Below are 21,368 nucleotides of genomic sequence, written 5' to 3' on the forward strand. Positions count from 1 at the left end.
GCACCGATCTCGCGGGGGTGGCGCTGCGGGATGTGGAGATCGTGGACGCGCGTCTGGGCGGGGTGCAGATGCACGGTGCGGTGCTGGAGCGGGTCCTGATCAGGGGCGGGAAGATCGATTACCTGAATCTGCGGAAGGCCCGGCTGAAGGACGTGGTGTTCGAGGGGTGTGTCCTGTCGGAGCCGGATTTCGGGGAGGCGCAGCTGACCCGGGTGGAGTTCCGGGACTGTGTGCTGAAGCGGGCCGACTTCAGCGCGGTGCGGATGGATTCGGTGGATCTGCGGACGGTCGCGGAGCTGGACATCGCGCGGGGTGTGGAGCGGCTGGCCGGTGCGGTGATCAGTCCGTCGCAGCTGATGGAGCTGGCTCCGGCGTTCGCGGCGCAGATCGGGGTGCGGGTGGAGGCGTGACGGAGCCCGCCCCGCGGCCCGGTCAGAGGCGGGGGAAGCGGGCCTGGAGGTCCCAGACGGTGGGGTTGTCGGCGAGGCCTTCGTGCATGTCAGCGAGGTCGGCGATCAGGTCGTGCAGGAAGTCGCGGGCCTCGCGGCGCAGCAGGGAGTGGCTGAAGGTGAGGGGGGCTTCCTCGGCGGGCATCCAGTCGGCCTCGACGTCGACCCAGCCGAAGCGGCGCTCGAAGAGCATGCGGTCGGAGGACTCGGTGAAGTCGAGTTCGGCGAACTGGCGGCGATGGGAGCGGTTGCCGCGGGGGTCCTGGTCGATCTGTTCGACGATGTCGCACAGCGCCCAGGCGAAGTCGAGCACCGGTACCCATCCCCAGGCTGTGGATACTTCGCGGTCCTCTTTGGTGTCCGCGAGGTAGACGTCCCCGGAGAACAGATCGTGGCGCAGCGCGTGGACGTCCGCTCGGCGGTAGTCGGTCTGCGGGGGATCGGGGAAGCGTCGGGAGAGGGAGTAGCCGATGTCGAGCACGGTTCGATGGTGTCATGCCCGGCGTGCCGTTCCCGCATCAGTGGAGGCGGGGGCCGGTTGGCTCAGGGCAGCAGGCGTTGTTCCTTGGCGACGGAGACCGCGCCGGCCCGGGTGTCGACGCCGAGTTTGTCGTAGATGCGGCCCAGGTGGGTTTTGACGGTGGCCTCGCTGATGAACAGGGCGCGGGCGATGTCGCGGTTGCCGAGGCCCTGGGAGAGCTGGCCCAGGATGTCGCGTTCGCGGTCGGTGAGGGTGGGCAGGGGGGCGCGCATCCGGGCCATGACGCGGCTGGCGACGGGCGGGGACAGGGTGGTGCGGCCCTGGGCGGCGGAGCGGATCGCGGCGAAGAGTTCCTCGGGGCGCTCGGCCTTCAGCAGGTAGCCGGTGGCGCCCGCCTCGATGGCGCGGGTGATGTCGGCGTCGGTGTCGTACGTGGTCAGGACCAGGACGTGGGCGCCCGCGGTGCCGGCCACGATGCGGCGGGTCGTCTCGACGCCGTCGATGCCCTCGCCCAGCTGGAGGTCCATCAGGACGACGTCGGGGGTGAGCCTGGCGGTCAGGGCGACGGCCTCCTCGCCGCTGCCGGCCTCGCCGACGACCTCGATGTCGGGCTCGCTGCCGAGGAGGGCGAGGAGTCCGGCGCGTACGACGGCGTGGTCGTCGCAGAGCAGGATCCGGACGGGCGGGTGCGAAGTGGTCATGGGGAGTCCTGAGGGCCGGTGGCGGTGGCGGTGGGCGGTTCGCCGGTGAGGGGGACGGCGGCGGTCACCACGGTGCCTTCGCCGGGTGCGGACTCGATGGCCAGGGTGCCGCCGAGCTGCTGAAGCCGGGCGCGCATCGCGGGCAGCCCGTGTCCGCGCACCCCGTCCGGGGTTCCGGGGCGCGGGGCGGGCGTGAAGCCGTGGCCGTTGTCGGCGATGTCGAGGACGGTCCGGTCGTCGAGGTGGGTGAGGGTCAGGGCGGCCTCGGTGGCGCCCGCGTGCTCGGTGACGTTGGCCAGGGCGCCCTGGGCGATCCGCAGCAGGGCGGACTGCACGCGGTCGGGCAGGGCGGTGTGGGGTGTGCCCTCGACGTGGCAGCGGACGGTGAGCCGGCCCTGCGACTGCGCGGTCTCGCGGGTGGCGAGCGCGTGCAGCGCCGCCTCCAGGCCGCCGCCCTCGGCGAGATCGGCGGGGGCCAGGTCGTGGACGAAGCGGCGGGCCTCGGCCAGGTTGCGTTCCGCGATGCCGGTGGCGGTACGGACGTGGCGGCGGGCGGTCGCCGGGTCGGCGTCCCAGGTGCGGTCGGCGGCCTGGAGCAGCATCTGCTGGCTGGACAGCCCCTGCGCGAGGGTGTCGTGGATCTCCATGGAGAGCCGCTGGCGTTCGGCGAGGGTGCCTTCGCGCCGTTCGGTGGCGGCCAGTTCGCGACGGGTGCGGAGCAGGTCGTCGATGAGCTCCGCCTGCGTGGCGGCCTGGCGCCGCATGTGGATGAAGACGGCGGTGGCGACGGCCGCGACGGCGGGCGGGGCGAGGACCAGGTTCGGGTCGAAGCCGTCGGCCAGCCGCAGTTGCGCGGCGACGACGAACAGGGTCAGCAGCGCGACGAGGGCGAGCGCGGCACGCGGTGGCAGGATGCGCAGCCCGGTGTAGAAGAGCGGGACCGCGCACCAGGCGAAGCTCGGCGCGAGGACGACGAGCACCATCCACACGGCGACGAGCACCCCGAGCCAGACGAGGCGGCGCGGCGTCGGGCGGGAGCCGAGGACGGGGCCGAGCACGTACAGGACGGCGAGGGCCACGGACAGGCCGATGATCCACGGGGTGCGCGTCTCACCGGGGTGCCGCAGCAGGAACCGGGTCAGCGAGGCGCCCAGCAGCAGGAAGAACGCGGCGTGCATGAGCAGCGCGAGCCCGCGGGTGCCGGGGTCGCCGACCTGCGCGGTGCCGCGCGGCGACGAGCCCCGCCGCTTCACCTCGTACCCCTGCTCCACCCCGTACCCCTGCTCCTGACCTGCGCGGACCTTCATCGTCACCCCGAACGGGCGTCCCCGCATCAACCGATCGGCCGATGGGGCCGTCAGCCGTCCCGCGCGCGGCGTCGAGCCGGTACGACGACCGTACGGCCCCGGAACCGGCCCAAGGATGGAACACAGAACGCAGAAGCCACGCACCACCTTGCTGAGGAGCCCACCATGAAGAAGATGTCGCTGCGCACCCGTGTCCTGACCGGTGCCGTCGCCGCCGCCGCCCTCGGGGCCGGCACCTTCGGCGCCATGTCCGCGAACGCCTCCGCTCCGGCCGCCGCGCCCGCCACCACCGTCAAGGCGGACACCGCGAACCGCAACCTCCAGCAGTCCACGCACCTGACCGTGGACGCCGCGTCGCAGGCCGCGCAGGCCGCCCTCGACGCCGCGGAGAAGGAGAACCAGCGGGTCGCCGTCTCCGTCGTCGACCGCAACGGCAACACCATCCTGACGCTGCGCGGCGACGGTTCGGGCCCGCAGGCGTACGAGTCCGCCGAGAAGAAGGCGTACACCGCCGTGTCCTGGAACGCCCCGACCTCGGAGCTGGCCGGGCGCCTGGCCCAGGCCCCGAACCTGAAGGACATCCCTGGCACCCTGTTCCTCGCGGGCGGCGCACCGGTGCAGGTCAAGGGCGCTCCGGTGGCGGGCATCGGCGTGGCGGGGGCGCCCAGCGGCGACCTCGACGAGAAGTTCGCCCGGGCCGGCGTCGCCGCCCTCGCCAAGTAGTCCCACCACGCACGGTCGTAACCACCCACGGGAGACGGATATGAACGCCCTCGATCAGCAGCTGCTCGACGCCGCGCGCGCCGGCGACACCGATGCCGTGCGGACCGCGGTCGAGGGCGGCGCCCGGGTGGACGCCCGCGACGAGGAACTGCGCACCCCGCTGCTCCTGGCCGTCCACGGCGGCCATGTGGAGACCGCCCGGCTGCTCGTCGACGCGGGTGCCGACCCCGACGCGCAGGACAGCCGCGAGGAGAGCCCCTGGCTGGCCACCGGTGTGACGGGCAGCGTCGCGATGCTCCACGTCCTGCTGCCGGCCGGACCGGACCTGAAGCTCCGCAACCGGTTCGGCGGCATCGCGCTGATCCCGGCGAGCGAGCGGGGCCACGTCGCGTACGTACGGGAGCTGCTCCGGATCACCGACATCGACGTCGACCACGTCAACCGGCTGGGCTGGACGGCTCTGCTGGAGGCGGTGATCCTCGGCGACGGAGGCCGCGCGCACCAGGAGATCGTCGAGCTGCTGCTGGCCGCCGGGGCGACGCCCGGGCTGCCGGACGGCGACGGCGTCACGGCCCTGGCGCACGCGGAACGCCGCGGCTTCGCGGAGATCGCGGCGCTGCTGCGGGGCGCCTCGGGCGGCCGGGATCCCCGGTGAGCGCCCGCCGCGCGGTGCTTCTGATGGCCGCCGCGGCCGTGCTCGCCGGCTGCGCCGGGGAGGCCACGGGTACGCCGGACGCCCCGGCCGCGAAGAGTCCGGCGGCGAGCTCTTCGGTACGGGCCCCGGCCGGGAGCACCCCGGACGGCACGCTCCTGGTCGCCGACTTCGGCGGTGACACGGTGACGTTCGTCGATCCGGAACGCGGTGCGGTCGACCGGGTCGAGGTCGGCACCGCTCCGTACGGGCTGGTGGTCGGGGCGGACGGCCGGGCCTGGGTGGCCACCGCCGAGGGCGTCGCGGTCGTCGACACGCGGACCCGTACCCGGCTGGCCCGTATCCCGTACGGGACGGAGACCGGACCCGTCACCACGGGCGAGTACCGCGGCGGCGGCATGGGAATCGCCCTCGCGCCCGACGGCCGGCACGTCTACGTCGGCGTCAACGTCCCGGATGCGGAAGGGGTCCTGGAGGTGATCGACACCGGGGCCCGCGAGGTCACCGGCACCGTCCCGGTCGGCCGCCGCCCCTTCGACGTGGACGTCTCGCCCGACGGCGACGAGGTGTATGCCACCGGGCACGACTCCTTCGACGTGACGTCCGTGCGCACGGACAGCCTGAGGACCCGGCGGATGGAGGTGGCCCCGTACGGCACCGAGGGCGGTCTCGGCTCCTGGCTGAAGCCGCACTACGCGGTCGTCCGCCCCGGCGACGGGAAGCTGCTGCTGCCGTTCGAGGGCGAGCGGCTGGCGGTCCTCGATCCGCGTACCGGCGAGGTGGCGGTCGAGCCGATGACGGCGAACACGCACCAGCACGGCGCGACGACGACCCCCGACGGCACGCTCCTCGTCGTCGGCACCGGCCCGATCGCCTCCGACGACGAGGACGCGTCCCTGACGGTCCGCGAGCCGGACGGATCCGAGCGCGTCATCGGGCTGGACGGCCCGCACGAGGACGTGGCGGTGTCCGAGGACGGCCGCACGGCGTACGTCACCGGCGGCTTCACCCGGGACGGGTACTGGAACGGCATCACGGTCGTGGACCTCGCCGGAAAGAAGGACCCGGTCCGGCTGGCGGCGGGCGAGCGGCCGCTGGGCATCGCGGTGCTCTGACGGCTGCGGGGTACGAGGTCGGACCGGCAGCCCCCTGACCCCGACATTCCGCACATAGGATCACCGGCGTGGATCACCGACCTCCGGCACGCGACAAGGCACGCGGCACGGCACGCGACGAGGTACGCGGCACGGCACGCGACGAGCTACGCGGCACGGCACGCGGCAACGGACGCGGCACGGCACGCACACCCCGCGGGGCAGCCGGCTCCGCCGCCCTGCTCCTCGCCCTCGCCGTCCTCGCCCCCGCCTGCACCTCCGGCGGCGGCGGGGTGGAGGGCAAGCCCGGTGCCTCCGGCCTGCGCGACCCGTACTTCCCCAAGCTCGGCAACGGCGGATACGACGTCACGCACTACGACCTCACGCTCGACGTCGACCCGGACGGGCAGACGCTGCGCGGGACCGCCGTGATCACCGCCCGGGCGACCCAGGACCTGAGCTCGTTCAACCTCGACCTCGCCGGTCTGACCGTGGACTCGGCGACCGTGGAGGGCCGTCCGGCCGCCGTCAACCGGGCGGGCAACGAGCTGACGCTGCGTTCGGACGCGAAGGTCGAGGACCGGCTCCAGCGGGGCGAGACGTTCCGTACCGTCGTCCGCTACTCCGGCTCCCCGCGCACGATCACCGATGCGGACGAATCCGAGGAGGGCTGGCTGCCGACCGACGACGGCGCGCTCGCCCTCGGGGAGCCGACGGGCTCGATGGCCTGGTTCCCCGGGAACCACCACCCGAGCGACAAGGCCTCGTACGACCTGACGGTCACCGTCCCCAAGGGGCTGACGGCGGTCTCCAACGGGGTGCCGGCCGGGCCGCCGACGACGGCGGGGGACCGCACCACCTACCGCTGGCACACCGCCGAACCGATGGCGAGCTATCTCGCGACCCTGGCCGTCGGCCGCTTCACGACGAAGACGTCGACGACGGCGGACGGCATCACGGTGTTCACCGCCGTGGACCCGGAGTCGGCGAAGGCGAGCGCGGGAACGCTGGCCAGGATCCCCGAGGTCGTGAAGTGGGAGGCCGAGCACTTCGGCCCGTACCCGTTCTCCGCGACGGGCGCGATCGTGGACCGCAAGGGGGACTCCGGCTACGCGCTGGAGACCCAGAACCGGCCGTTCTTCCCCGGCCCGCCCAGCATCGGCCTGCTCGTCCACGAGATGGCGCACCAGTGGTTCGGCGACTCTGTGACGCCCGCGACCTGGCGCGACATGTGGCTCAACGAGGGCCTGGCGACGTACGCGGAGTGGCTCTGGGAGGAGGAGAAGGAGGACGTCCCGGCCCAGGAGTCGTTCGACGAGGCGTACGAGGACGAGGACAACTGGGCCTTCCCGCCCGCCGATCCGCCGAGCGCCGCGGACATCTCGGAGCAGCCGGTGTACGGGCGCGGGGCCATGGTGATCCACAAGATCCGTGAGGCGGTCGACGACGACGAGGAGTTCTTCGCGCTGCTCGCCGGCTGGACGAAGGCGCACCGGCACGGCAACGCCTCGACGGCGGACTTCACCGCGTATGTGGAGGAGGAGACGGGCAAGGATCTGTCGGAGCTGTGGAAGGACTGGCTGTACGGCAGGGACCGGCCCGCCGCGGATGGATGACCGGTTGCCGGCTCCCTGGAGCAACGCGGTGAGAACTACTTCACGTTGACGCCGGCCCAGGCGGCGCTGACCGAGGCGAGCTCGGCGCTGTCCGCCCCGTACAGGTCGGTCGCCGCCTTCTCGGTCGCGACGCGGGCGGCCGCGTAGTCGGTGGTGGAGGTCATGTACTCGGAGAGGGCCTTGTACCAGATCTGGACGGCCTTGTCCCGGCCGATGCCGGTGACGGTGGAGCCGTCGGAGGTCGGGGAGTCGTAGTCGACGCCGTTGATCGTCTTCGCGCCGCTGCCCTCGGCCAGCAGGTAGAAGAAGTGGTTGGCGACGCCGGACGAGTAGTGCACGTCCTGGTCACCGACGCTGCTGTCCCAGTAGTCGGCCGAGCCGCCGTCCTTGCTGGGCTGGTCCATGTAACGCAGCGGGGTGCCGTCGCCGTTGATGTCGATCTTCTCGCCGATGAGGTAGTCGCCGACGTCGGTGGCGTTGTCGGCGAAGAACTCCACGGAGGTGCCGAAGATGTCGCTGGTCGCCTCGTTGAGACCGCCGGACTCCCCGGCGTAGTCGAGGTTGGCGGTGGCGGCGGTCAGGCCGTGGCTCATCTCGTGGCCGGCGACGTCGAGGCCGGTGAGGGCGCTCTTGTTGTCGGCGCCGTCGCCGTACGTCATGCAGAAGCAGCTGTCGTCCCAGAACGCGTTGACGTACGCGTCGCCGTAGTGGACCCGGGAGTAGGCGGCCTTGCCGTCACCGGCGATGCCGTCGCGGCCGAGGGCCGACTTGTAGAAGTCCCAGGTCTTCGCGGCGCCGTAGTGGGCGTCGACCGCGGCGGTCTGGCGGTCGTTGCCGGTGCCGTCGCCCCACGTGTCGTCGTCGTCGGTGACGAGGTCGCCGGTGCCGCTCTCACCCTGGCCCAGGTCGTACGTCTTGTGACCGCCGCGGTCGCCGTCGGTCAGTTCGAAGCCGGAGCCGGAGGCGGTGGTGGAGAGGTCGACCTTGCCGCTGTACTGGCTGTTGCCGACGCCGGCCGTCTCGATGGCCTCGTAGCTGTGCAGCTTCTTGCCTGTGACGGCGTCCGTGATGATGTGGAGCCGGCTCGGGGTGCCGTCCTTCTGCACGCCGGTCTTCACGGTCTCGAAGGCGAGGACGGGCGTGGTGCCGCGCGCCCAGATCACCTTGCGGGCGCTTGCCGCCGTCTTGATCTTCGCCGTCGTGGACGGCACGGATATCCGGGCCTTCGTCGCCTTGGTGACGCCCTTGGAGTCGCCGTTGCTCGCGGTGTGGGTGACGAGGTCGCCGCCGAGGACGGGCAGTCCGGCGTAGGTGCGCTCGTAGCGGGTGTGGACGGTGCCGTTGGCGTCCTTGATCACGTCACGGACGATCAGTTTCTCCTGGGCGCCGAGCCCGAGGGTGGTGGCGGCCGAAGAGGCGTCGGTCTGGGCCGACTTGATGGCGTTCGTGCGTGCGGAGGCGCTGTTGAAGGCGGGGGAGGCGGTGCGGGGAGAGGCGGAGGAACCGCCGTCGGAGGCGCCCGGGGTGGCGTTCGCCGCACCGGTCTGCACTCCGACGACGACCATTGCGGCCACGGCGGCCAGGGCTGCGGCGCGACGGGTGTTCATGTGGGGGGTCATGCGTTCTCCGTTGCTCGTTCCGTGGGGGGTTACGAGCGGAGAGCGTGCCACCGAATGACCAATTTTGACGGTGTACCAACAATTACCTCACAATTCTTTGACCGTTTCTTGTCCGACTGGGATGCGTCTGTGTCCGCTATCCGGCGGACTCCCATCGATGGGACAACATCGCGTGTCGCCGGCCCCGTTGAGCGCGTTCGGTGATATGCGCGCACTCGGTGCGCGGGCACGTGAGGTGTGCGGACACGCGGGTGTGCGGACACGCGGGAGCCCCCGGCCGCAGGACGTTCGGCCGGGGGCTCCCGTGAGGCGGTTGTGCTGAGCTGCGCCGAGCGTCAGAGGTTGACGCCGAAGTCCTGCGCGATGCCGCGCAGACCCGAGGCGTAGCCCTGGCCCACGGCGCGGAACTTCCACTCGGCGCCGTTGCGGTACAGCTCACCGAAGACCATGGCGGTCTCGGTGGCGGCGTCCTCGCTCAGGTCGTAGCGCGCGATCTCGGCGCCGCCGGCCTGGTTGAGGATGCGGATGTAGGCGTTGCGCACCTGGCCGAAGTTCTGGCTGCGGGTCTCGGCGTCGTAGATCGACACCGGGAAGACGATCTTGTCGATGTCGGCCGGCAGGCCCGCCAGGTTGACGTTGATCTGCTCGTCGTCGCCCTCGCCCTCGCCCGTGACGTTGTCACCGGTGTGCACGATGGTCTGGTCCGGCGTCGCCTTGTTGTTGAAGAAGACGAAGTGCCCGTCGGAGAAGACCTTCCCCGCGGTGTTGACCGCGATCGCGGACGCGTCGAGGTCGAAGTCGGTGCCGGTGGTGGTACGGACGTCCCAGCCGAGGCCGACCGTGACGGCGGTGAGGCCGGGGGCCTCCTTGGTGAGGGAGACGTTGCCGCCCTTGGACAGGCTTACTGCCATGGGAAGTCCCTTTCATCTGTCGTCTGCGGGCTTCGTGCCATCACGAAGCTACCGTCACAGTTCCTAACGCAGGCAGGGCACCGTGAGGTTCCTTCCGCCTTTACTTTCTTTACCGAACTGATGACGGGGTGCGGGCAGACGGAGGAAGGGGTGCGGGCAAAAGAAGGTGACGAACCATGCGTGGGGCGGGGAACATGGGTGTCATGTCCGGGCCCTATTTCATCCGCGGTGCGGTCTCCCTGCCGGAGGCCGAGCTCATGTGGCGTTTCTCGCGGTCCTCCGGGCCCGGCGGGCAGCACGTCAACACCAGTGACTCCCAGGTGGAGCTGCGCTTCGACCTCGCGGCGACCGAGTCGCTGCCCGAGGTGTGGAAGGAGCGCGCGCTGGAACGGCTGGCGAGCCGGCTGGTCAACGGCGTCGTGTCCGTCCGCTCCTCGGAGCACCGCTCGCAGTGGCGCAACCGGGAGACGGCCGTCGTGCGGCTCACGGCCCTGCTGGCCGAGGCCACGGCACCGCCGCCCAAGCCGCGCGTCAAACGGAAGATCCCGCGCGGGATCAACGAACGCCGGCTGCGCGAGAAGAAGCAGCGCGGCGACACCAAACGAGGCCGCTCCGGCCGCGACTGGTAGCACCGGCCTTCCGCGCCACCGCCGGCCCGGTTGCCTTGGCCCAGCCCCCGTCGGCCCGGCTGCCTTGGCCCAGCAGCCGTCAGCCCGGCGCCTGTAGCCCAGCCCCGTCGGCCCGGCTGCCTTGGCCCAGCAGCCGTCAGCCCGGCGCCCGTAGCCCAACCCCCGTCGGCCTGGCTGCCGCAACCCGTCCGCCGTCAGCCCAGCTGCCGGTAGCGCCCGCGGAAGTACGTCAGCGGGCCGCCGTCCCCGCTCGGCAGCTGCGCACCCAGCACCCGGCCGATCACCAACGTGTGGTCACCCGCGGTGATGCGCTGCTCGGTGCGGCACTCCAGCGTCGCGAGCGCGCCCCCGACCAGAGGGGCGCCGGTGACGTCCCCGCGTACATAGGGGATGTCCTCGAACAGCAGCCGGTCGCTGATCCGGCCCTTCATGGCGAACCGTCCCGCGATGTGCCGCTGGCTCTCCGCCAGTACGGAGACGGCCCACAGCGGCTGCTCCGCCAGCAGGTCGTCCATCCGGGAGTCGTTGCGCAGGCTCACCATGACCAGCGGCGGATCGAGCGACACCGACATGAAGGCGGTCGCCGTCATGCCCACGTCCTCGCCGCGTCCGTGCTCGTCGAGCGGTGGCTCCTGCGCGGTGATCAGCACCACTCCGGCTGCCAGCCGGGCGAGGGCGCCGCGGAACTCGTCGTTGCTCACCCCCTCAGCATGGGGGACGGCTTCGGTACGCGGGGTGGGGGGCTTCGTCTGCAACACACCGGGAACGCTAGCCGCGTACGGTGGGCCCCCGCATCGGGCCAGGGGACCAGCCAGGTCCTAGGACCTGCCCGTTCCGGGCCCGCGATGCCAGGGATGTGAGGGGTGCGTTCAAGAAGAGGACGGACCGCCGACGGGTGACACAGCGGACCCTTCACCATCTGTTGTGACTTGAGTCACAGAGCGCAATATTTGTTGACCCTGTGTACCGGGTGCACAGCTCACTGTGATTCAGTGGCCGTGACACTGCAGTTAGTACGTCACGTACGTCGATATGAAATCTGGAGTGCTGTCGAGGTCTCGGGGAGTGCGAGCAATGGAGGCCGAGTCGGAGCCGTACGTCCGTCTTGCGACGATGCGGCAGCTGCACCAGGCCGTGGCCGATCTCAACACGGCGCGGAGCCTGGCCGACACACTGCAGACCGTCGCCGACGGAATCGTCGCCGGTCTCGGCTACGAGCTGGCCTGCGTCAACCTCGTCCGTCCCGACGGTGATCTCGTCGTCGCCGCCTTCGCCGGCAACAGCGCCGCCGAGGCCCTGATCACCGGCCGCGTCGGCTCCCGTACCTCCTGGGAGCGCCGGCTGGCCATGGGCGAGATATGGGACGAGCTCCGCTTCATACCCCACACCGACGGCTGGGTCCTCCTCGACGACGACGTCCCGCAGTGGCACACCGAGGGGCCCGAGCCCCGCTTCGAGGACGAGTGGCACCCGCAGGACCGGCTCTACGCCCCGATGTACGCCTCGGGCGGCGGCAGCGACCTCCTCGGCGTCATATCCGTCGACCGCCCGCGCAACGGCCGCCGGCCCGGCGCCTGGGGCCGCGAGGCACTCCAGATGTACGCCTCCCAGTCGGCCATCGCGATCAGCAACGCCCGGCTCCGGGCCAACATGCAGCGCGCCCTGGTCCGCCTGGAGCGTGAACAGCAGGCGCTGCGGGCCAGCGAGGAATCCTTCCGCCAGGCCTTCGAGTACGCCCCCAGCGGCATGGCCATCGCGGAGATGGGCGGCGACCAGCACGGCAGGCTGCTGCGCACCAACGACGCGCTGTGCCGGCTCCTGGGCCGTCCCGCCTCGGTGCTGCGCCGGTACTCCTTCGCCGACCTGGTCCACCCCGAGGACATCGGCACCCTGCTCCGCACCTCCGCCGAGGGCGGTCGCGCCGAGTTGCGGCTGGGCCGCAGGGACGGCACGTATCTGTGGGTCTCGCTGCGCAACTCCGTCGTCGCGGACACCGCGGACGGGCCGCGCTTCCTCCTCACGCATGTCGAGGACATAGAGGAGCGCAAGCGGCACGAGCTGAACCTCGCGCACCGCGCCTCGCACGACGCTCTGACCGGGCTTCCCAACAGCGCGGAGCTGCGGGCCCGGCTCAGTGCGCGCCTGTGCGAGCGCCCGCACTCCGTGGTGTCCACGGACGTGGAGGCGCTGGACGCGGCGTACGGCGACGTCGACGAGGCGCGGGCGCACGGGTTCCCCGCCGACGGGTTCGACGTCGGCCGGGGCGTCGGCCCGTACGACCACCATGTGCATTCCGTCGCACCGGACACGGGGAACGACGACGGGTCGAAGGGCCTCGCGGTGCTCTTCTGCGACCTGGACGGCTTCAAGTCGATCAACGACCGCTTCGGGCATCACACGGGTGACGCGGTTCTCATCGAGGTCGCCCGGCGGCTGACCACGTGTGTCCGCGACGGGGACACCGTCGCCCGGCTCGGGGGTGACGAATTCGTCGTTCTCGCGGACGGGCTGGGGTCCGCAGACGCCGCGGACCTGGCCGTACGCCTGCGTAACGCCATCATTCCGCCCATTCGGGTCGACGGCCGGGCGGTGCGGGTCGGGGCGAGTTTCGGTATCGGCTGGGCCGCGTGCGGCATGACGGCGGAAGAGGTGCTGCGCTCCGCCGACCAGCGGATGTACGTCGAGAAGCGGTCCCGGTCCAAGGTTCACCGCAGGGCCGGATGACGTTTGCCGACCCGTCGTTCCGGGGGCGCGTGGGCTGTCTCACGCCGGTCGCCGTCCCGCCTCCGGCAATTCTTGGTGTGGTCCGTTCGGGGTAGGCTCGGCCGGTCGGCGACGGCTGGCGAGGTTCGGCGACGGCTGGCGACATGGTGAGGAGTGACCCAGGGATGGCCGGGAACAACGGCGCGAGCACACCCGAGGACGACGATCCGTTCGGCTACCTCTACGAGGACGGACAGGCGGCCGGTGCGCAGCCGCCGGGACAGGGCGGCTACGGCTACCCGGGTCCCGCCGCGCAGCCGGGCGTGCCCCGGACCTCGTACAACCAGGTGCGGACCGTCGGCGAGCGCCAGTACGGGCAGGTGCCGCCGCAGCAGGCGTACGGGCAGCCCCAGGCGCCCTACGGCCAGCAGAACGCGCAGTACGGCCAGCCGAACGGACAGTACGGTCAGCCGGCCGCGCAGTACGCGGCCCCGGAGACGTACTCCGGTGGAACGACCGCGCAGGTGCCGCACCAGGGCGGCCGCGGCAGTGGCGGCGGCCCCGGCCGGAGCGGTCCGAACACCAAGGGCCTGCTGATCGGGGCGGTCGCGGTGGTCGCGGTCGTGCTCATCGGTATCGGTGTCGCGCTGATGACGGACGACGACAAGGGCGGGAAGAAGGACGAGGCCACGTCCTCCTCCGGTCCGGCCGGCGAGGTCGAGCAGTCCCCGACGCCGGATCCGGCCAAGAGCTCCGAGGCCCCGGTCGAGCTTCCGAAGCAGGACGCGGCGTCGCTGAAGCTCGGCGGGACCGCGGCCGTGGACAAGACCGTCAAGGGGGCCGAGGGTCCCGACGGTTCCTACGTCTCCGGTTTCAACGCCGTCGGATCGTCGGTGACGTGGCGGGCCGCCATGGAGCAGGCCGGTTCGTACCGTCTGACGGTGCGCTACGCGATCCCCGACAAGGACGCCAACGCGACGCTGACGGTCAACGGCAAGCCGAACTCGCAGCCGATCGGGCTCAAGGACTTCATCCAGTCCTCGGATCCGAACTGGGAGAAGAACTGGCAGACCACCTGGGCGCCCGTCGACCTGGTCAAGGGTGAGAACGAGATCAGCATCTCGTGCCAGGACGGAAACCAGTGCGACGTGATCCTGGACTGGGTCGAGGTCACCCCCGCGAAGAGCTGATCTCCGCGAGGAGCTGACCCCCGCGGGGAACTGACCCCGCGAGGAGCTGACCTCCGAGAAGAGCTGACGTCTCCTGACGTGTCCCCGCCCCTCTACGGGGCGCGTGACGAACGGCGGGAAACGACACGGGCCCCGCCCCACGCCGCGTGCGTGGGGCGGGGCCCGTTCCGGATCAGCGTGCGGTGCCGGACACGAGACCCAGGAAGTGACTGATCACGTCGGTCATCGCCTCGCGGCCCGGAGCGATGTACTTGCGCGGGTCCACACCCGTGGTGTGCTCGGCCAGATGGGCGCGCACGGCTCCGGTGAACGCGGTGTTCAGGGCCGTACCGACGTTGATCTTGACCATGCCGGAGGCCGTGACGGCCCGGCGGATCTCCTCGTCCGGGACGCCGCTGGAGCCGTGCAGCACCAGCGGGACGGGGACGGCGTCGCGCAGCCGGCCGATCAGCTCGTGGTCCAGGGCGGCGGTGCGCTCGGTCATGGCGTGCGAGGAGCCCACGGCGACGGCCAGGGCGTCGACACCGGTGGCGCGGACGTACGCGGCGGCCTCGTCCGGGTCGGTGCGCACCCCGGGGGCGTGGGCGTCGAGCGGTGCCTCGCCCTCCTTGCCGCCGACCTTGCCGAGCTCGGCCTCGATCCAGACGCCGCGCTCGTGGCCCCAGGCGACCGCTGCGGCGGTGGCCCGCACGTTCTCCTCGTAGCTCAGCTTGGACGCGTCGAACATCACCGAGCCGAAGCCCGTCTCGTGCGCCTGGTGCAGCAGCTCCACGGACTCGACGTGGTCGAGGTGGAGGGCGAGCGGCGCGGCGGAGGTGCGGGCGACGGCCGCGGCGGCGGCGGCGATGGGGGCGAGCCGGCCGCCGTGGAACTTCACGGCGTTCTCGGAGATCTGGAGGATGGCGGGCGCGCCGGCGCGCTCGGCCCCGGCGGCGATCGCCTCGGCGTGCTCCAGCGTGATGACGTTGAAGGCGGCGATTCCGTGTCCCCGGGCCTGAGCGGCGGAGACGAGTTCACCGGTGCTGACGAGCGGCATGCTGACCTCTGTGGTTTCCTCGGGCCCGGCGGGCGGGCCCGGTGGTGGCGCGGCGTTCAGGCCGCGTCTGCGTGTTCCTCGATACCGACGCGCGGCAGCAGCTCCTCGTATGCCGCGCGGTCGAATTCACCGGCCGTGGGGGAGAGCACGGTCGCCGTCGACAGTGCCACCGCCCGTCGCAGCCGGTCCGGCCAGTCCAGGCCCTCCACGAGGCCGGACAGCAGCCCGGCCACCGCGGAGTCGCCGGCCCCGGTCGGATTGCCCCGGACGGGTGCGGGCGGGGCCGCCTGCCAGGTGCCGTCGGGGGAGACCGCCAGCATGCCGGCGGGCCCCAGTGAGGCGATGACCCCGTGCGCGCCGCGCCGGCGGGCGTCCCGGGCGCCGCGCAGGGGGTCGCGGGAGCCGGTGAGCTGGGCGAGCTCGTCGGCGTTCGGCTTGATCAGGTCGGGGCGGGCGGCGATGCCGCGGCGCAGCGGTTCGCCGCTGGTGTCCAGGAGGACGGGGACGCCGGCGGTGCGGGCGAGCCGGACCAGTTCGGCGTAGGCGCCGACGTGGATGCCGGGCGGCAGGCTGCCGCACAGGGCGACGGCGTCGGCGGCGGTGAGCAGTTCGCCGTACGAGGCGAGGAACGCGGTCCACTCGTCGGCGGTGACGTGCGGTCCGGGTTCGTTGAACTGGGTGGTGTCCCCGGTGGCGCGGTCGACGACGGCCAGGGTGCGGCGGGTGTCGCCGGCCACGGGCACGAGCGCGTCGGTGACGGCCGCGGGGCCGGTGGGGAGCGCGGCGAGCATGGTGCGCAGTACGGCTCCGGTGGCGCCTCCGGCGAAGCCGGTGACGACGCTGTCGTGGCCGAGGGCGGTGAGGACCCGGGCGACGTTGACGCCCTTGCCGCCGGGGCGCTCGGAGAGGGCGGTGACGCGGTGGCTGGAGTGCGGGACGAGTGCCGGGACGTCGTACGTCAGGTCGAGTGCCGTGTTCAGCGTGACCGTGAGGATCACCCTCGGCCCCTCTCGATCCGTGGAGCGCGGATCTCTTTCCAGAACGCGCTTTCCCTGCTGGTTTCCTTCGCGATCATGCCAAAGAGACGGCGGTCGGCCCAGACGTCGGGACCAACCGCCGTCTCTTCGTTACGCGGAGGGCAGCCCGGTCAGGCGGACCGGACCGCCTGCGGCTGAATGATCCACTCGCCCTTGCGCATGACGCCCTCGAGCCGGAAGTCCTCGTCCAGGACGACGAGGTCGGCGTCCTTGCCGGGCTCCAGGGAGCCGACCCGGTCGTACACACCGAGGAGCCGGGCCGGGTTGGCGGAGATGGACTGCACCACGTCGCCGACCGGGATCCGGTCGATGGTGACGGCCCGGTGGAAGGCGGTGTCCAGGGTGAGGGTGGAGCCCGCGATGGAGCCGCCCTCGACGAGCCGGGCGACACCGTCCTTGACCTCGACGGCGAGCGGGCCGAGCTGGTACTGGCCGTCGCCGAACCCGGCCGCGTCCATGGCGTCGGTGATCAGCGCGACGCGGTGCGCGCCCGCGTGGTGGTAGGCGAGCTCCAGGGCGGCGGGGTGCAGATGCGTCCCGTCGTTGATGAGCTCGACGGTGATCCGCTCGTCCTCCAGGAGGGCGGCGATGGGGCCGGGTGCGCGGTGACCGAGGCCCGGCATCGCGTTGTAGAGGTGCGTGGCGACGGTGGCGCCGGCGTCGATGGCCTCGACGGTCTGCTCGTACGTGGCGTCCGTGTGCCCGATCGCGGCGATGACGCCGTGCTCGGCGAGCAGCCGTACGGAGTCGATGCCGCCGGGCAGTTCGGTGGCGAGGGTGAACATCTTCGCGGTGCCGCGCGCCGCGTCCATGAGCTTGCGGACCTCGGCCGGGTCCGGGTGGCGCAGCAGGCCCTCGCTGTGGGCGCCCTTGCGGCACGGGGAGATGAACGGGCCCTCGAAGTGGATGCCGGCCAGGTCGCCCTGCTCGACCAGTTCGGAGAGGATGCCGGCGCGCTCGGCGAGGAAGTCCATCTCGCCGGTGACGGTGGAGGCGACCAGGGTGGTGGTGCCGTGCTCGCGGTGGGTGCGGACGCCGGTCAGGACGTCGTCCACGCTGCCGGAGGTGAAGGAGCCGCCGCCGCCTCCGTGGTTGTGCATGTCCACGAAGCCGGGAACGATCCAGTGGCCGGACAGGTCGACGGTCGGGACGCCCTCCGCCGAACTGCCGGCGATGCGGGTGCCCTCGACGATCACCCGGCCGTTCTCGACGGTCCCGGTGGGGAGTACCACCCGGGCACCTGCGAGAACGGTGCTGTCTGCGCGTCCGGCCATCAGGCGGATACCTCCGTGGAGAGAAGATCCCAGGCGAGCAGCCCTGCGCCCAGGCATCCGGCGGTGTCCCCGAGGGCCGCCGGGGCGATGTGGGGCAGCTTCTGGAACGTGACGCGTTCCTCGACGGCCGCACGGAGTGGTGTGAACAAGGTTTCCCCGGCCTCGGCGAGACCGCCACCGATGATGAGCGTGCGGGGGTCGAGCAGGGTGAGGGCGGTGACGAGTCCGGCGGCGAGCGCGTCCACGGCGTTGAGCCATACGGCGACGGCCTTCGGGTCGCCCGACTCGACGGCCTTGGCGCAGTCGGCGGCGTCCGCCTCCGGGTCGCCGGAGGCGGCGGCCCAGGCCCGGCTGACGGCGCCGGCGGAGGCCAGCGTCTCCAGGCAGCCGCGCTGGCCGCAGGGGCAGTCCGGGCCGTCCGGCCGGATCACGATGTGGCCGATCTCGCCCGCGTAGCCGTGGGCGCCCGCCTCGATGGTGCCGGCGATGCCGATGGCGCCGGCGATGCCGGTGCCCAGCGGTACGAACAGGAAGCGGTCGGCGTCCTTGCCCGCGCCGATCCGGCCCTCGGCCAGCCCACCGGTCCTGACGTCGTGGCCGAGGGCCACGGGTACGCCGCCGAGCCGTTCGCCGAGGAGCCGGCGCATGGGTACGTCGCGCCAGCCGAGGTTCGCCGCGTAGACGGCGATCCCGTTCTCGGCGTCGACGATGCCGGGCACCGCGACGCCGGCCGCGAGGGCGCTTTCGCCGAGGTGCTCCTGGCCGTACGCGCGCAGATCCGCGGCGAAGGCGAGGACCGACTCCACGACGGCGTCGGGACCTCGCTCTCTGCCGGTCGCGCGCCGTGCCTCGTAGAGCAGGGTGCCGTCGGCCCCGACCAGTGCGGCCTTCATTCCGGTGCCGCCCACATCGAGGGCGATGACGTGTTTCACGGGAAACAGTTTCGCCCGGCGACCCCCAATAGGTCTAGTCCACTATCGCTGTTTGTTGCGCATCCATACAAAATCGCGGCCGCAACCCGGCGGCAACCGGCCGGCCGGGCCCTACGCCGGAAGGATCACGCTGCGCGACAGGTTGCGCGGATGGTCCGGGTCGTAGCCCTTCGACTCCGCGAGGACGACCGCGAGCCGCTGCGCCCGGATCAGGTCGGCCATCGGGTCCGCCGACCGGTGCGCGACGAGCGTCCCGCCGACCGCCGCGACCTCACCGGCGAGACCCTCGGGCAGCTGGCCGAAGACCCAGGCCACCCGGTTCGGACCGGTGATCGCGATCGGGCCGTGCCGGTACTCCATCGCGGGGTACGACTCGGTCCAGGCGCCCGCGGCCTCGCGCATCTTCAGCCCGGCCTCCTGGGCGAGCCCGTAGGTCCAGCCGCGCCCCAGGAACGTCCACTGCTCGGCCGCGACCACCGTCTCGTCCAGCGGCTCGGTCACCGCCAGCTCCGCGTCGACGGCTGCCTCGGCGACCGTCTTCACCCCGGCCGGCAGCGGGCCCGCCGCCTCCAGGCCGGCCCGCAGGAACGCGAGCGCCGTGGTGGCGAACCGGGTCTGGACGACCGACTCCTCGTCCGCCCAGTCCAGCACGGCCACCGTGTCGGCGGAGTCCATGACGGGCGTCTTCGGGTCGGCGGTCAGCGCGACGGTGGCCACCTTGCCGCGCAGCTCGCCCAGCAGCGCCAGCACCTCGCTCGTCGTACCGGATCGGGTGATCGCCACGACCCGGTCGTACGCCCGCCCGGCGGGGAACTCCGAGGAGGCGTACGCGTCCGTCTCGCCCTGCCCCGCCGCCTCCCGCAGCGCCGCGTAGGCGATGGCCATGAACCAGGACGTGCCGCACCCGGTCACGGCGACCCGCTCGCCCGGACGCGGCAGCCCGTCGAAGGCCGCACCCGCCTCCGCGGCACGACGCCAGCAGCTGGGCTGGGTGGCAATTTCTGATGCGGTACGGGACATGCTGGACGGCTCCTTGCACCTGGGCGGCGGCCGGGTCGGGCCCGGCCGAGACCTCCTTAGCAGTCGCCCCGCGTCCCGTGCAATGCTGCTGTGTTGCGGAAGCGATACCCCGGTGGTGTAGACCTCCTTCTCGGGCGTGGTGCAAAATCGCAGCTCATCCGGAGGGCGCCCATGCCGACGTGGGTACCGCGGGTGGGGCAATCGATGAGGACGGACTGGGCTGTGCAGCGGCGTTACTTGGGACTGACGGCGGCTGTCGCCGCACTGGGGATGACGGTCGCGCTGGCGGGCTGCGGAGGCGACGGGAGCTCGGGCGACGTCACGCTGAAACTGGTCGCGGCCGACTACGGCACCGGCGAGGGCAACAAGTCGCAGACCTACTGGGACGGGGTCGCCCGGAGCTTCGAGGCGTCCCACCCCGGCATCAAGGTGGACGTGACCGTCTATCCGTGGACGGACGTCGACCGCAAGGTCGCCGAGATGGTGAAGGACGGAAAGGCCCCCGACATCGCGCAGATCGGCGCGTACGCGGACTACGCCAAGGCCGGCAAGCTCTACTCCGCCGACGAGATGCTCAGCATCCCGACCCAGGCCAACTTCCTGCCGAAGCTCGCGGACGCCGGCCGGGTCAGCCGTATCCAGTACGGGCTGCCGTTCGTGGCCAGCACCCGGCTGCTCTTCTACAACAAGGACCTCTTCTCCCAGGCGGGCCTCAAGGCCCCGCGGACCTGGGGCGACATAGCCTCCGACGCCGGGGCGCTCAAGCAGCGCGGGGTGACGTACCCGTTCGCGCTGCCGCTGGGTCAGGAGGAGTCCCAGGCCGAGACCATGATGTGGATGCTCAGCGGTGGCGGCGGCTACACCGACGACGTCGGCTCGTACGACATCGACTCGGAGGAGAACGTCAGGACGTTCGACTGGCTGAAGTCGAACCTCGTCGACAAGGGCCTCGTCGGGCCCGTCGCTCCCGGCAAGCTCAACCGGGCCAAGGCCTTCGAGGCGTTCAGCAGGGGCGATGTCGGCATGCTCAACGGCCACCCGACCCTGATGGAGGAGGCCGAGAAGCAGGGCGTGAACGTCGGCATGGTGCAGCTGCCCGGCGCGGACGGGCCCACCAAGACGTCGATGGGCGTCGCCGACTGGATCATGGGGTTCAAGCAGAACGGCCATCGTGTCGAGATGGGCAAGTTCTTCGACTTCATGTTCAACGACGAGAACGTGATCGCGTTCGCCGACAAGTACGACATGCTGCCGGTCACGGACAGCGCGTCGGCGTCGATGGAGGACGACCCCAAGTTCAAGCCGCTGCACCAGTTCCTGACCACGCTGACGAACGCGGAGTTCTACCCCTTCGGCAAGACGTCCTGGGCCCAGGCCAGTGGGTCGATCAAGGAGAACATCGGCAAGGCGGTCGAGCCGGGCGCGAACCCGCAGAGCGTGCTCCAGCACATCGCGCAGGAGTCCTCGGCGGCCGAGAACGCGGAGTAGCGGTCCGCGGCCCGCGCAATATATTGGCTGATATGACCGCCCTCCCCCCGAACGGCCCCGACGAGCCAGCCCCTCCTGCCGGACTCTCCGACCGGGACCGCGCGGTCCTCGCGGTCGAGCGTCGGTCGTGGGCGGGGCCGGGCGCGAAGGAGCGGGCGATCAGGGAACAGCTCGGCATCTCCCCGACCCGCTACTACCAGCTGCTGAACGCCCTGCTGGACGACCGGCGGGCGCTGGAGGAGGACCCGGTGACGGTGAACCGCCTGCGCCGGGTACGGGAGGCGCGACGGGACCGGCGGTGACCTCCGGTCCGGGCCCCGGGGCTCCGCCCCGGACCTCGCGCCTCAAACGCCGGCGGGGCCGGATCTGCCGCCGGCGCGCTGGATCGGGGCGCGCCCGCCCGCGCGAAACCAAGCCCGTACGGGCACGCGGCTCCCGGCTCCTCAAGCCCCTCCGGGCACGCGGCTCCCGGCTCCTCAAGCCCCTCCGGCGATTGAGGAGCGGGG

The 21,368-nt window shown here is 71.9% G+C and carries 21 protein-coding genes; 10 read left to right on the top strand and 11 right to left on the bottom strand.

Annotated elements, in window-relative coordinates; translation table 11 throughout:
- Positions 1-410, top strand: a 410-nt coding sequence (locus tag JGS39_RS25465; protein WP_219571828.1) for a pentapeptide repeat-containing protein, incomplete at its 5' end; no start/stop codon positions are given.
- Between the two features lie 22 nt (positions 411-432).
- On the opposite strand, the gene JGS39_RS25470 is transcribed toward JGS39_RS25465, so the two are convergent.
- The 3 genes from JGS39_RS25470 to JGS39_RS25480 form a co-directional block, all read right to left on the bottom strand.
- Positions 433-930, bottom strand: coding sequence for a hypothetical protein (locus JGS39_RS25470; protein WP_219571830.1), 498 nt, complete (start codon positions 928-930; stop codon positions 433-435).
- Between the two features lie 62 nt (positions 931-992).
- Entirely contained in the window at positions 993-1,631 is a 639-nt protein-coding gene (locus tag JGS39_RS25475; RefSeq protein WP_219571832.1) for a response regulator, read from the bottom strand.
- Positions 1,628-2,902: a sensor histidine kinase gene (locus JGS39_RS25480; protein WP_372456164.1), complete on the bottom strand. Its 1,275-nt coding sequence runs from the start codon at positions 2,900-2,902 to the stop codon at positions 1,628-1,630. Before JGS39_RS25480 ends, JGS39_RS25475 begins: the two co-directional genes overlap by 4 nt.
- 201 nt (positions 2,903-3,103) lie before the next feature.
- On the opposite strand from JGS39_RS25480, the gene JGS39_RS25485 reads away from it, so the two are divergent.
- From JGS39_RS25485 to JGS39_RS25500, 4 genes are all read left to right on the top strand, one after another.
- Positions 3,104-3,661, top strand: a complete 558-nt coding sequence (locus JGS39_RS25485; RefSeq protein ID WP_219571834.1) for a GlcG/HbpS family heme-binding protein — start codon at positions 3,104-3,106, stop codon at positions 3,659-3,661.
- Positions 3,662-3,701: 40 nt separating this feature from the next.
- Positions 3,702-4,316, top strand: coding sequence for an ankyrin repeat domain-containing protein (locus tag JGS39_RS25490; RefSeq protein WP_219571836.1), 615 nt, complete (start codon positions 3,702-3,704; stop codon positions 4,314-4,316).
- 23 nt (positions 4,317-4,339) lie between these two features.
- Complete coding sequence (locus JGS39_RS25495; RefSeq protein ID WP_219571861.1) at positions 4,340-5,428, top strand: YncE family protein; 1,089 nt, start codon at positions 4,340-4,342, stop codon at positions 5,426-5,428.
- Between the two features lie 218 nt (positions 5,429-5,646).
- Positions 5,647-7,023 carry a M1 family metallopeptidase gene (locus tag JGS39_RS25500; protein WP_219571862.1) on the top strand — a complete coding sequence of 459 codons (1,377 nt, stop codon included), beginning with the start codon at positions 5,647-5,649 and terminating at the stop codon, positions 7,021-7,023.
- A 35-nt stretch (positions 7,024-7,058) separates the two neighbouring features.
- Here JGS39_RS25500 and JGS39_RS25505 read toward each other — a convergent pair whose 3' ends face one another.
- Together JGS39_RS25505 and JGS39_RS25510 are read right to left on the bottom strand one after the other, a co-directional pair.
- A complete protein-coding gene (locus JGS39_RS25505; protein ID WP_219571838.1) occupies positions 7,059-8,642 on the bottom strand; it encodes a M4 family metallopeptidase in 1,584 nt (527 codons plus the stop codon).
- A 335-nt stretch (positions 8,643-8,977) separates the two neighbouring features.
- On the bottom strand, positions 8,978-9,553 hold the full coding sequence (locus JGS39_RS25510) for a TerD family protein (protein WP_148019381.1): 576 nt from the start codon (positions 9,551-9,553) through the stop codon (positions 8,978-8,980).
- 203 nt (positions 9,554-9,756) lie between these two features.
- Here JGS39_RS25510 and arfB point away from each other — a divergent pair, with 203 nt between their 5' ends.
- A complete protein-coding gene (gene arfB / locus JGS39_RS25515; protein WP_219571839.1) occupies positions 9,757-10,182 on the top strand; it encodes an alternative ribosome rescue aminoacyl-tRNA hydrolase ArfB in 426 nt (141 codons plus the stop codon).
- 194 nt (positions 10,183-10,376) lie between these two features.
- Here the strand turns inward: arfB and JGS39_RS25520 are convergent, their stop codons facing one another.
- Positions 10,377-10,883 carry a flavin reductase family protein gene (locus JGS39_RS25520; protein WP_219571841.1) on the bottom strand — a complete coding sequence of 169 codons (507 nt, stop codon included), beginning with the start codon at positions 10,881-10,883 and terminating at the stop codon, positions 10,377-10,379.
- A 373-nt stretch (positions 10,884-11,256) separates the two neighbouring features.
- Here JGS39_RS25520 and cdgB point away from each other — a divergent pair, with 373 nt between their 5' ends.
- Entirely contained in the window at positions 11,257-12,906 is a 1,650-nt protein-coding gene (cdgB, locus tag JGS39_RS25525; protein ID WP_219571844.1) for a diguanylate cyclase CdgB, read from the top strand.
- Between the two features lie 164 nt (positions 12,907-13,070).
- Complete coding sequence (locus JGS39_RS25530; RefSeq protein WP_219571845.1) at positions 13,071-14,075, top strand: CBM35 domain-containing protein; 1,005 nt, start codon at positions 13,071-13,073, stop codon at positions 14,073-14,075.
- Between the two features lie 172 nt (positions 14,076-14,247).
- On the opposite strand, the gene JGS39_RS25535 is transcribed toward JGS39_RS25530, so the two are convergent.
- The 5 genes from JGS39_RS25535 to JGS39_RS25555 all read right to left on the bottom strand — a co-directional run bounded on the left by JGS39_RS25535 (position 14,248) and on the right by JGS39_RS25555 (position 19,374).
- Positions 14,248-15,111 (bottom strand): class II fructose-bisphosphate aldolase, encoded by an 864-nt coding sequence (locus JGS39_RS25535; RefSeq protein ID WP_219571847.1) that lies wholly within the window; start codon positions 15,109-15,111, stop codon positions 14,248-14,250.
- 56 nt (positions 15,112-15,167) lie between these two features.
- Positions 15,168-16,109: a 1-phosphofructokinase family hexose kinase gene (locus JGS39_RS25540; protein WP_219571849.1), complete on the bottom strand. Its 942-nt coding sequence runs from the start codon at positions 16,107-16,109 to the stop codon at positions 15,168-15,170.
- Positions 16,110-16,258: 149 nt separating this feature from the next.
- A complete protein-coding gene (nagA, locus tag JGS39_RS25545; RefSeq protein ID WP_219571851.1) occupies positions 16,259-17,422 on the bottom strand; it encodes an N-acetylglucosamine-6-phosphate deacetylase in 1,164 nt (387 codons plus the stop codon).
- Positions 17,422-18,354, bottom strand: coding sequence for an ROK family protein (locus tag JGS39_RS25550; protein WP_219571853.1), 933 nt, complete (start codon positions 18,352-18,354; stop codon positions 17,422-17,424). Before JGS39_RS25550 ends, nagA begins: the two co-directional genes overlap by 1 nt.
- Positions 18,355-18,465: 111 nt before the next feature.
- Complete coding sequence (locus tag JGS39_RS25555; protein ID WP_219571855.1) at positions 18,466-19,374, bottom strand: SIS domain-containing protein; 909 nt, start codon at positions 19,372-19,374, stop codon at positions 18,466-18,468.
- Between the two features lie 204 nt (positions 19,375-19,578).
- On the opposite strand from JGS39_RS25555, the gene JGS39_RS25560 reads away from it, so the two are divergent.
- Both JGS39_RS25560 and JGS39_RS25565 read left to right on the top strand, forming a co-directional pair.
- Positions 19,579-20,862: an ABC transporter substrate-binding protein gene (locus tag JGS39_RS25560; protein WP_219571857.1), complete on the top strand. Its 1,284-nt coding sequence runs from the start codon at positions 19,579-19,581 to the stop codon at positions 20,860-20,862.
- A 32-nt stretch (positions 20,863-20,894) separates the two neighbouring features.
- A complete protein-coding gene (locus JGS39_RS25565) occupies positions 20,895-21,164 on the top strand; it encodes a DUF3263 domain-containing protein (RefSeq protein WP_219571859.1) in 270 nt (89 codons plus the stop codon).
- The last annotated feature ends 204 nt before the right edge of the window (positions 21,165-21,368 follow it).

This window comes from Streptomyces poriferorum (assembly GCF_019399235.1).
Classification (GTDB): Bacteria; Actinomycetota; Actinomycetes; order Streptomycetales; family Streptomycetaceae; genus Streptomyces; species Streptomyces poriferorum.

Bases quoted from the DNA above. Each gene is read 5' to 3' on its own strand.
- JGS39_RS25475 (WP_219571832.1), bottom strand. From the start codon at position 1,631: ATGACCACTTCGCACCCGCCCGTCCGGATCCTGCTCTGCGACGACCAC.
- JGS39_RS25485 (WP_219571834.1), top strand. From the start codon at position 3,104: ATGAAGAAGATGTCGCTGCGCACCCGTGTCCTGACCGGTGCCGTCGCC.
- JGS39_RS25490 (WP_219571836.1), top strand. From the start codon at position 3,702: ATGAACGCCCTCGATCAGCAGCTGCTCGACGCCGCGCGCGCCGGCGAC.
- JGS39_RS25495 (WP_219571861.1), top strand. From the start codon at position 4,340: ATGGCCGCCGCGGCCGTGCTCGCCGGCTGCGCCGGGGAGGCCACGGGT.
- JGS39_RS25505 (WP_219571838.1), bottom strand. From the start codon at position 8,642: ATGACCCCCCACATGAACACCCGTCGCGCCGCAGCCCTGGCCGCCGTG.
- JGS39_RS25510 (WP_148019381.1), bottom strand. From the start codon at position 9,553: ATGGCAGTAAGCCTGTCCAAGGGCGGCAACGTCTCCCTCACCAAGGAG.
- arfB (WP_219571839.1), top strand. From the start codon at position 9,757: ATGTCCGGGCCCTATTTCATCCGCGGTGCGGTCTCCCTGCCGGAGGCC.
- cdgB (WP_219571844.1), top strand. From the start codon at position 11,257: ATGGAGGCCGAGTCGGAGCCGTACGTCCGTCTTGCGACGATGCGGCAG.
- JGS39_RS25530 (WP_219571845.1), top strand. From the start codon at position 13,071: ATGGCCGGGAACAACGGCGCGAGCACACCCGAGGACGACGATCCGTTC.
- JGS39_RS25535 (WP_219571847.1), bottom strand. From the start codon at position 15,111: ATGCCGCTCGTCAGCACCGGTGAACTCGTCTCCGCCGCTCAGGCCCGG.
- nagA (WP_219571851.1), bottom strand. From the start codon at position 17,422: ATGGCCGGACGCGCAGACAGCACCGTTCTCGCAGGTGCCCGGGTGGTA.
- JGS39_RS25555 (WP_219571855.1), bottom strand. From the start codon at position 19,374: ATGTCCCGTACCGCATCAGAAATTGCCACCCAGCCCAGCTGCTGGCGT.
- JGS39_RS25560 (WP_219571857.1), top strand. From the start codon at position 19,579: ATGAGGACGGACTGGGCTGTGCAGCGGCGTTACTTGGGACTGACGGCG.
- JGS39_RS25565 (WP_219571859.1), top strand. From the start codon at position 20,895: ATGACCGCCCTCCCCCCGAACGGCCCCGACGAGCCAGCCCCTCCTGCC.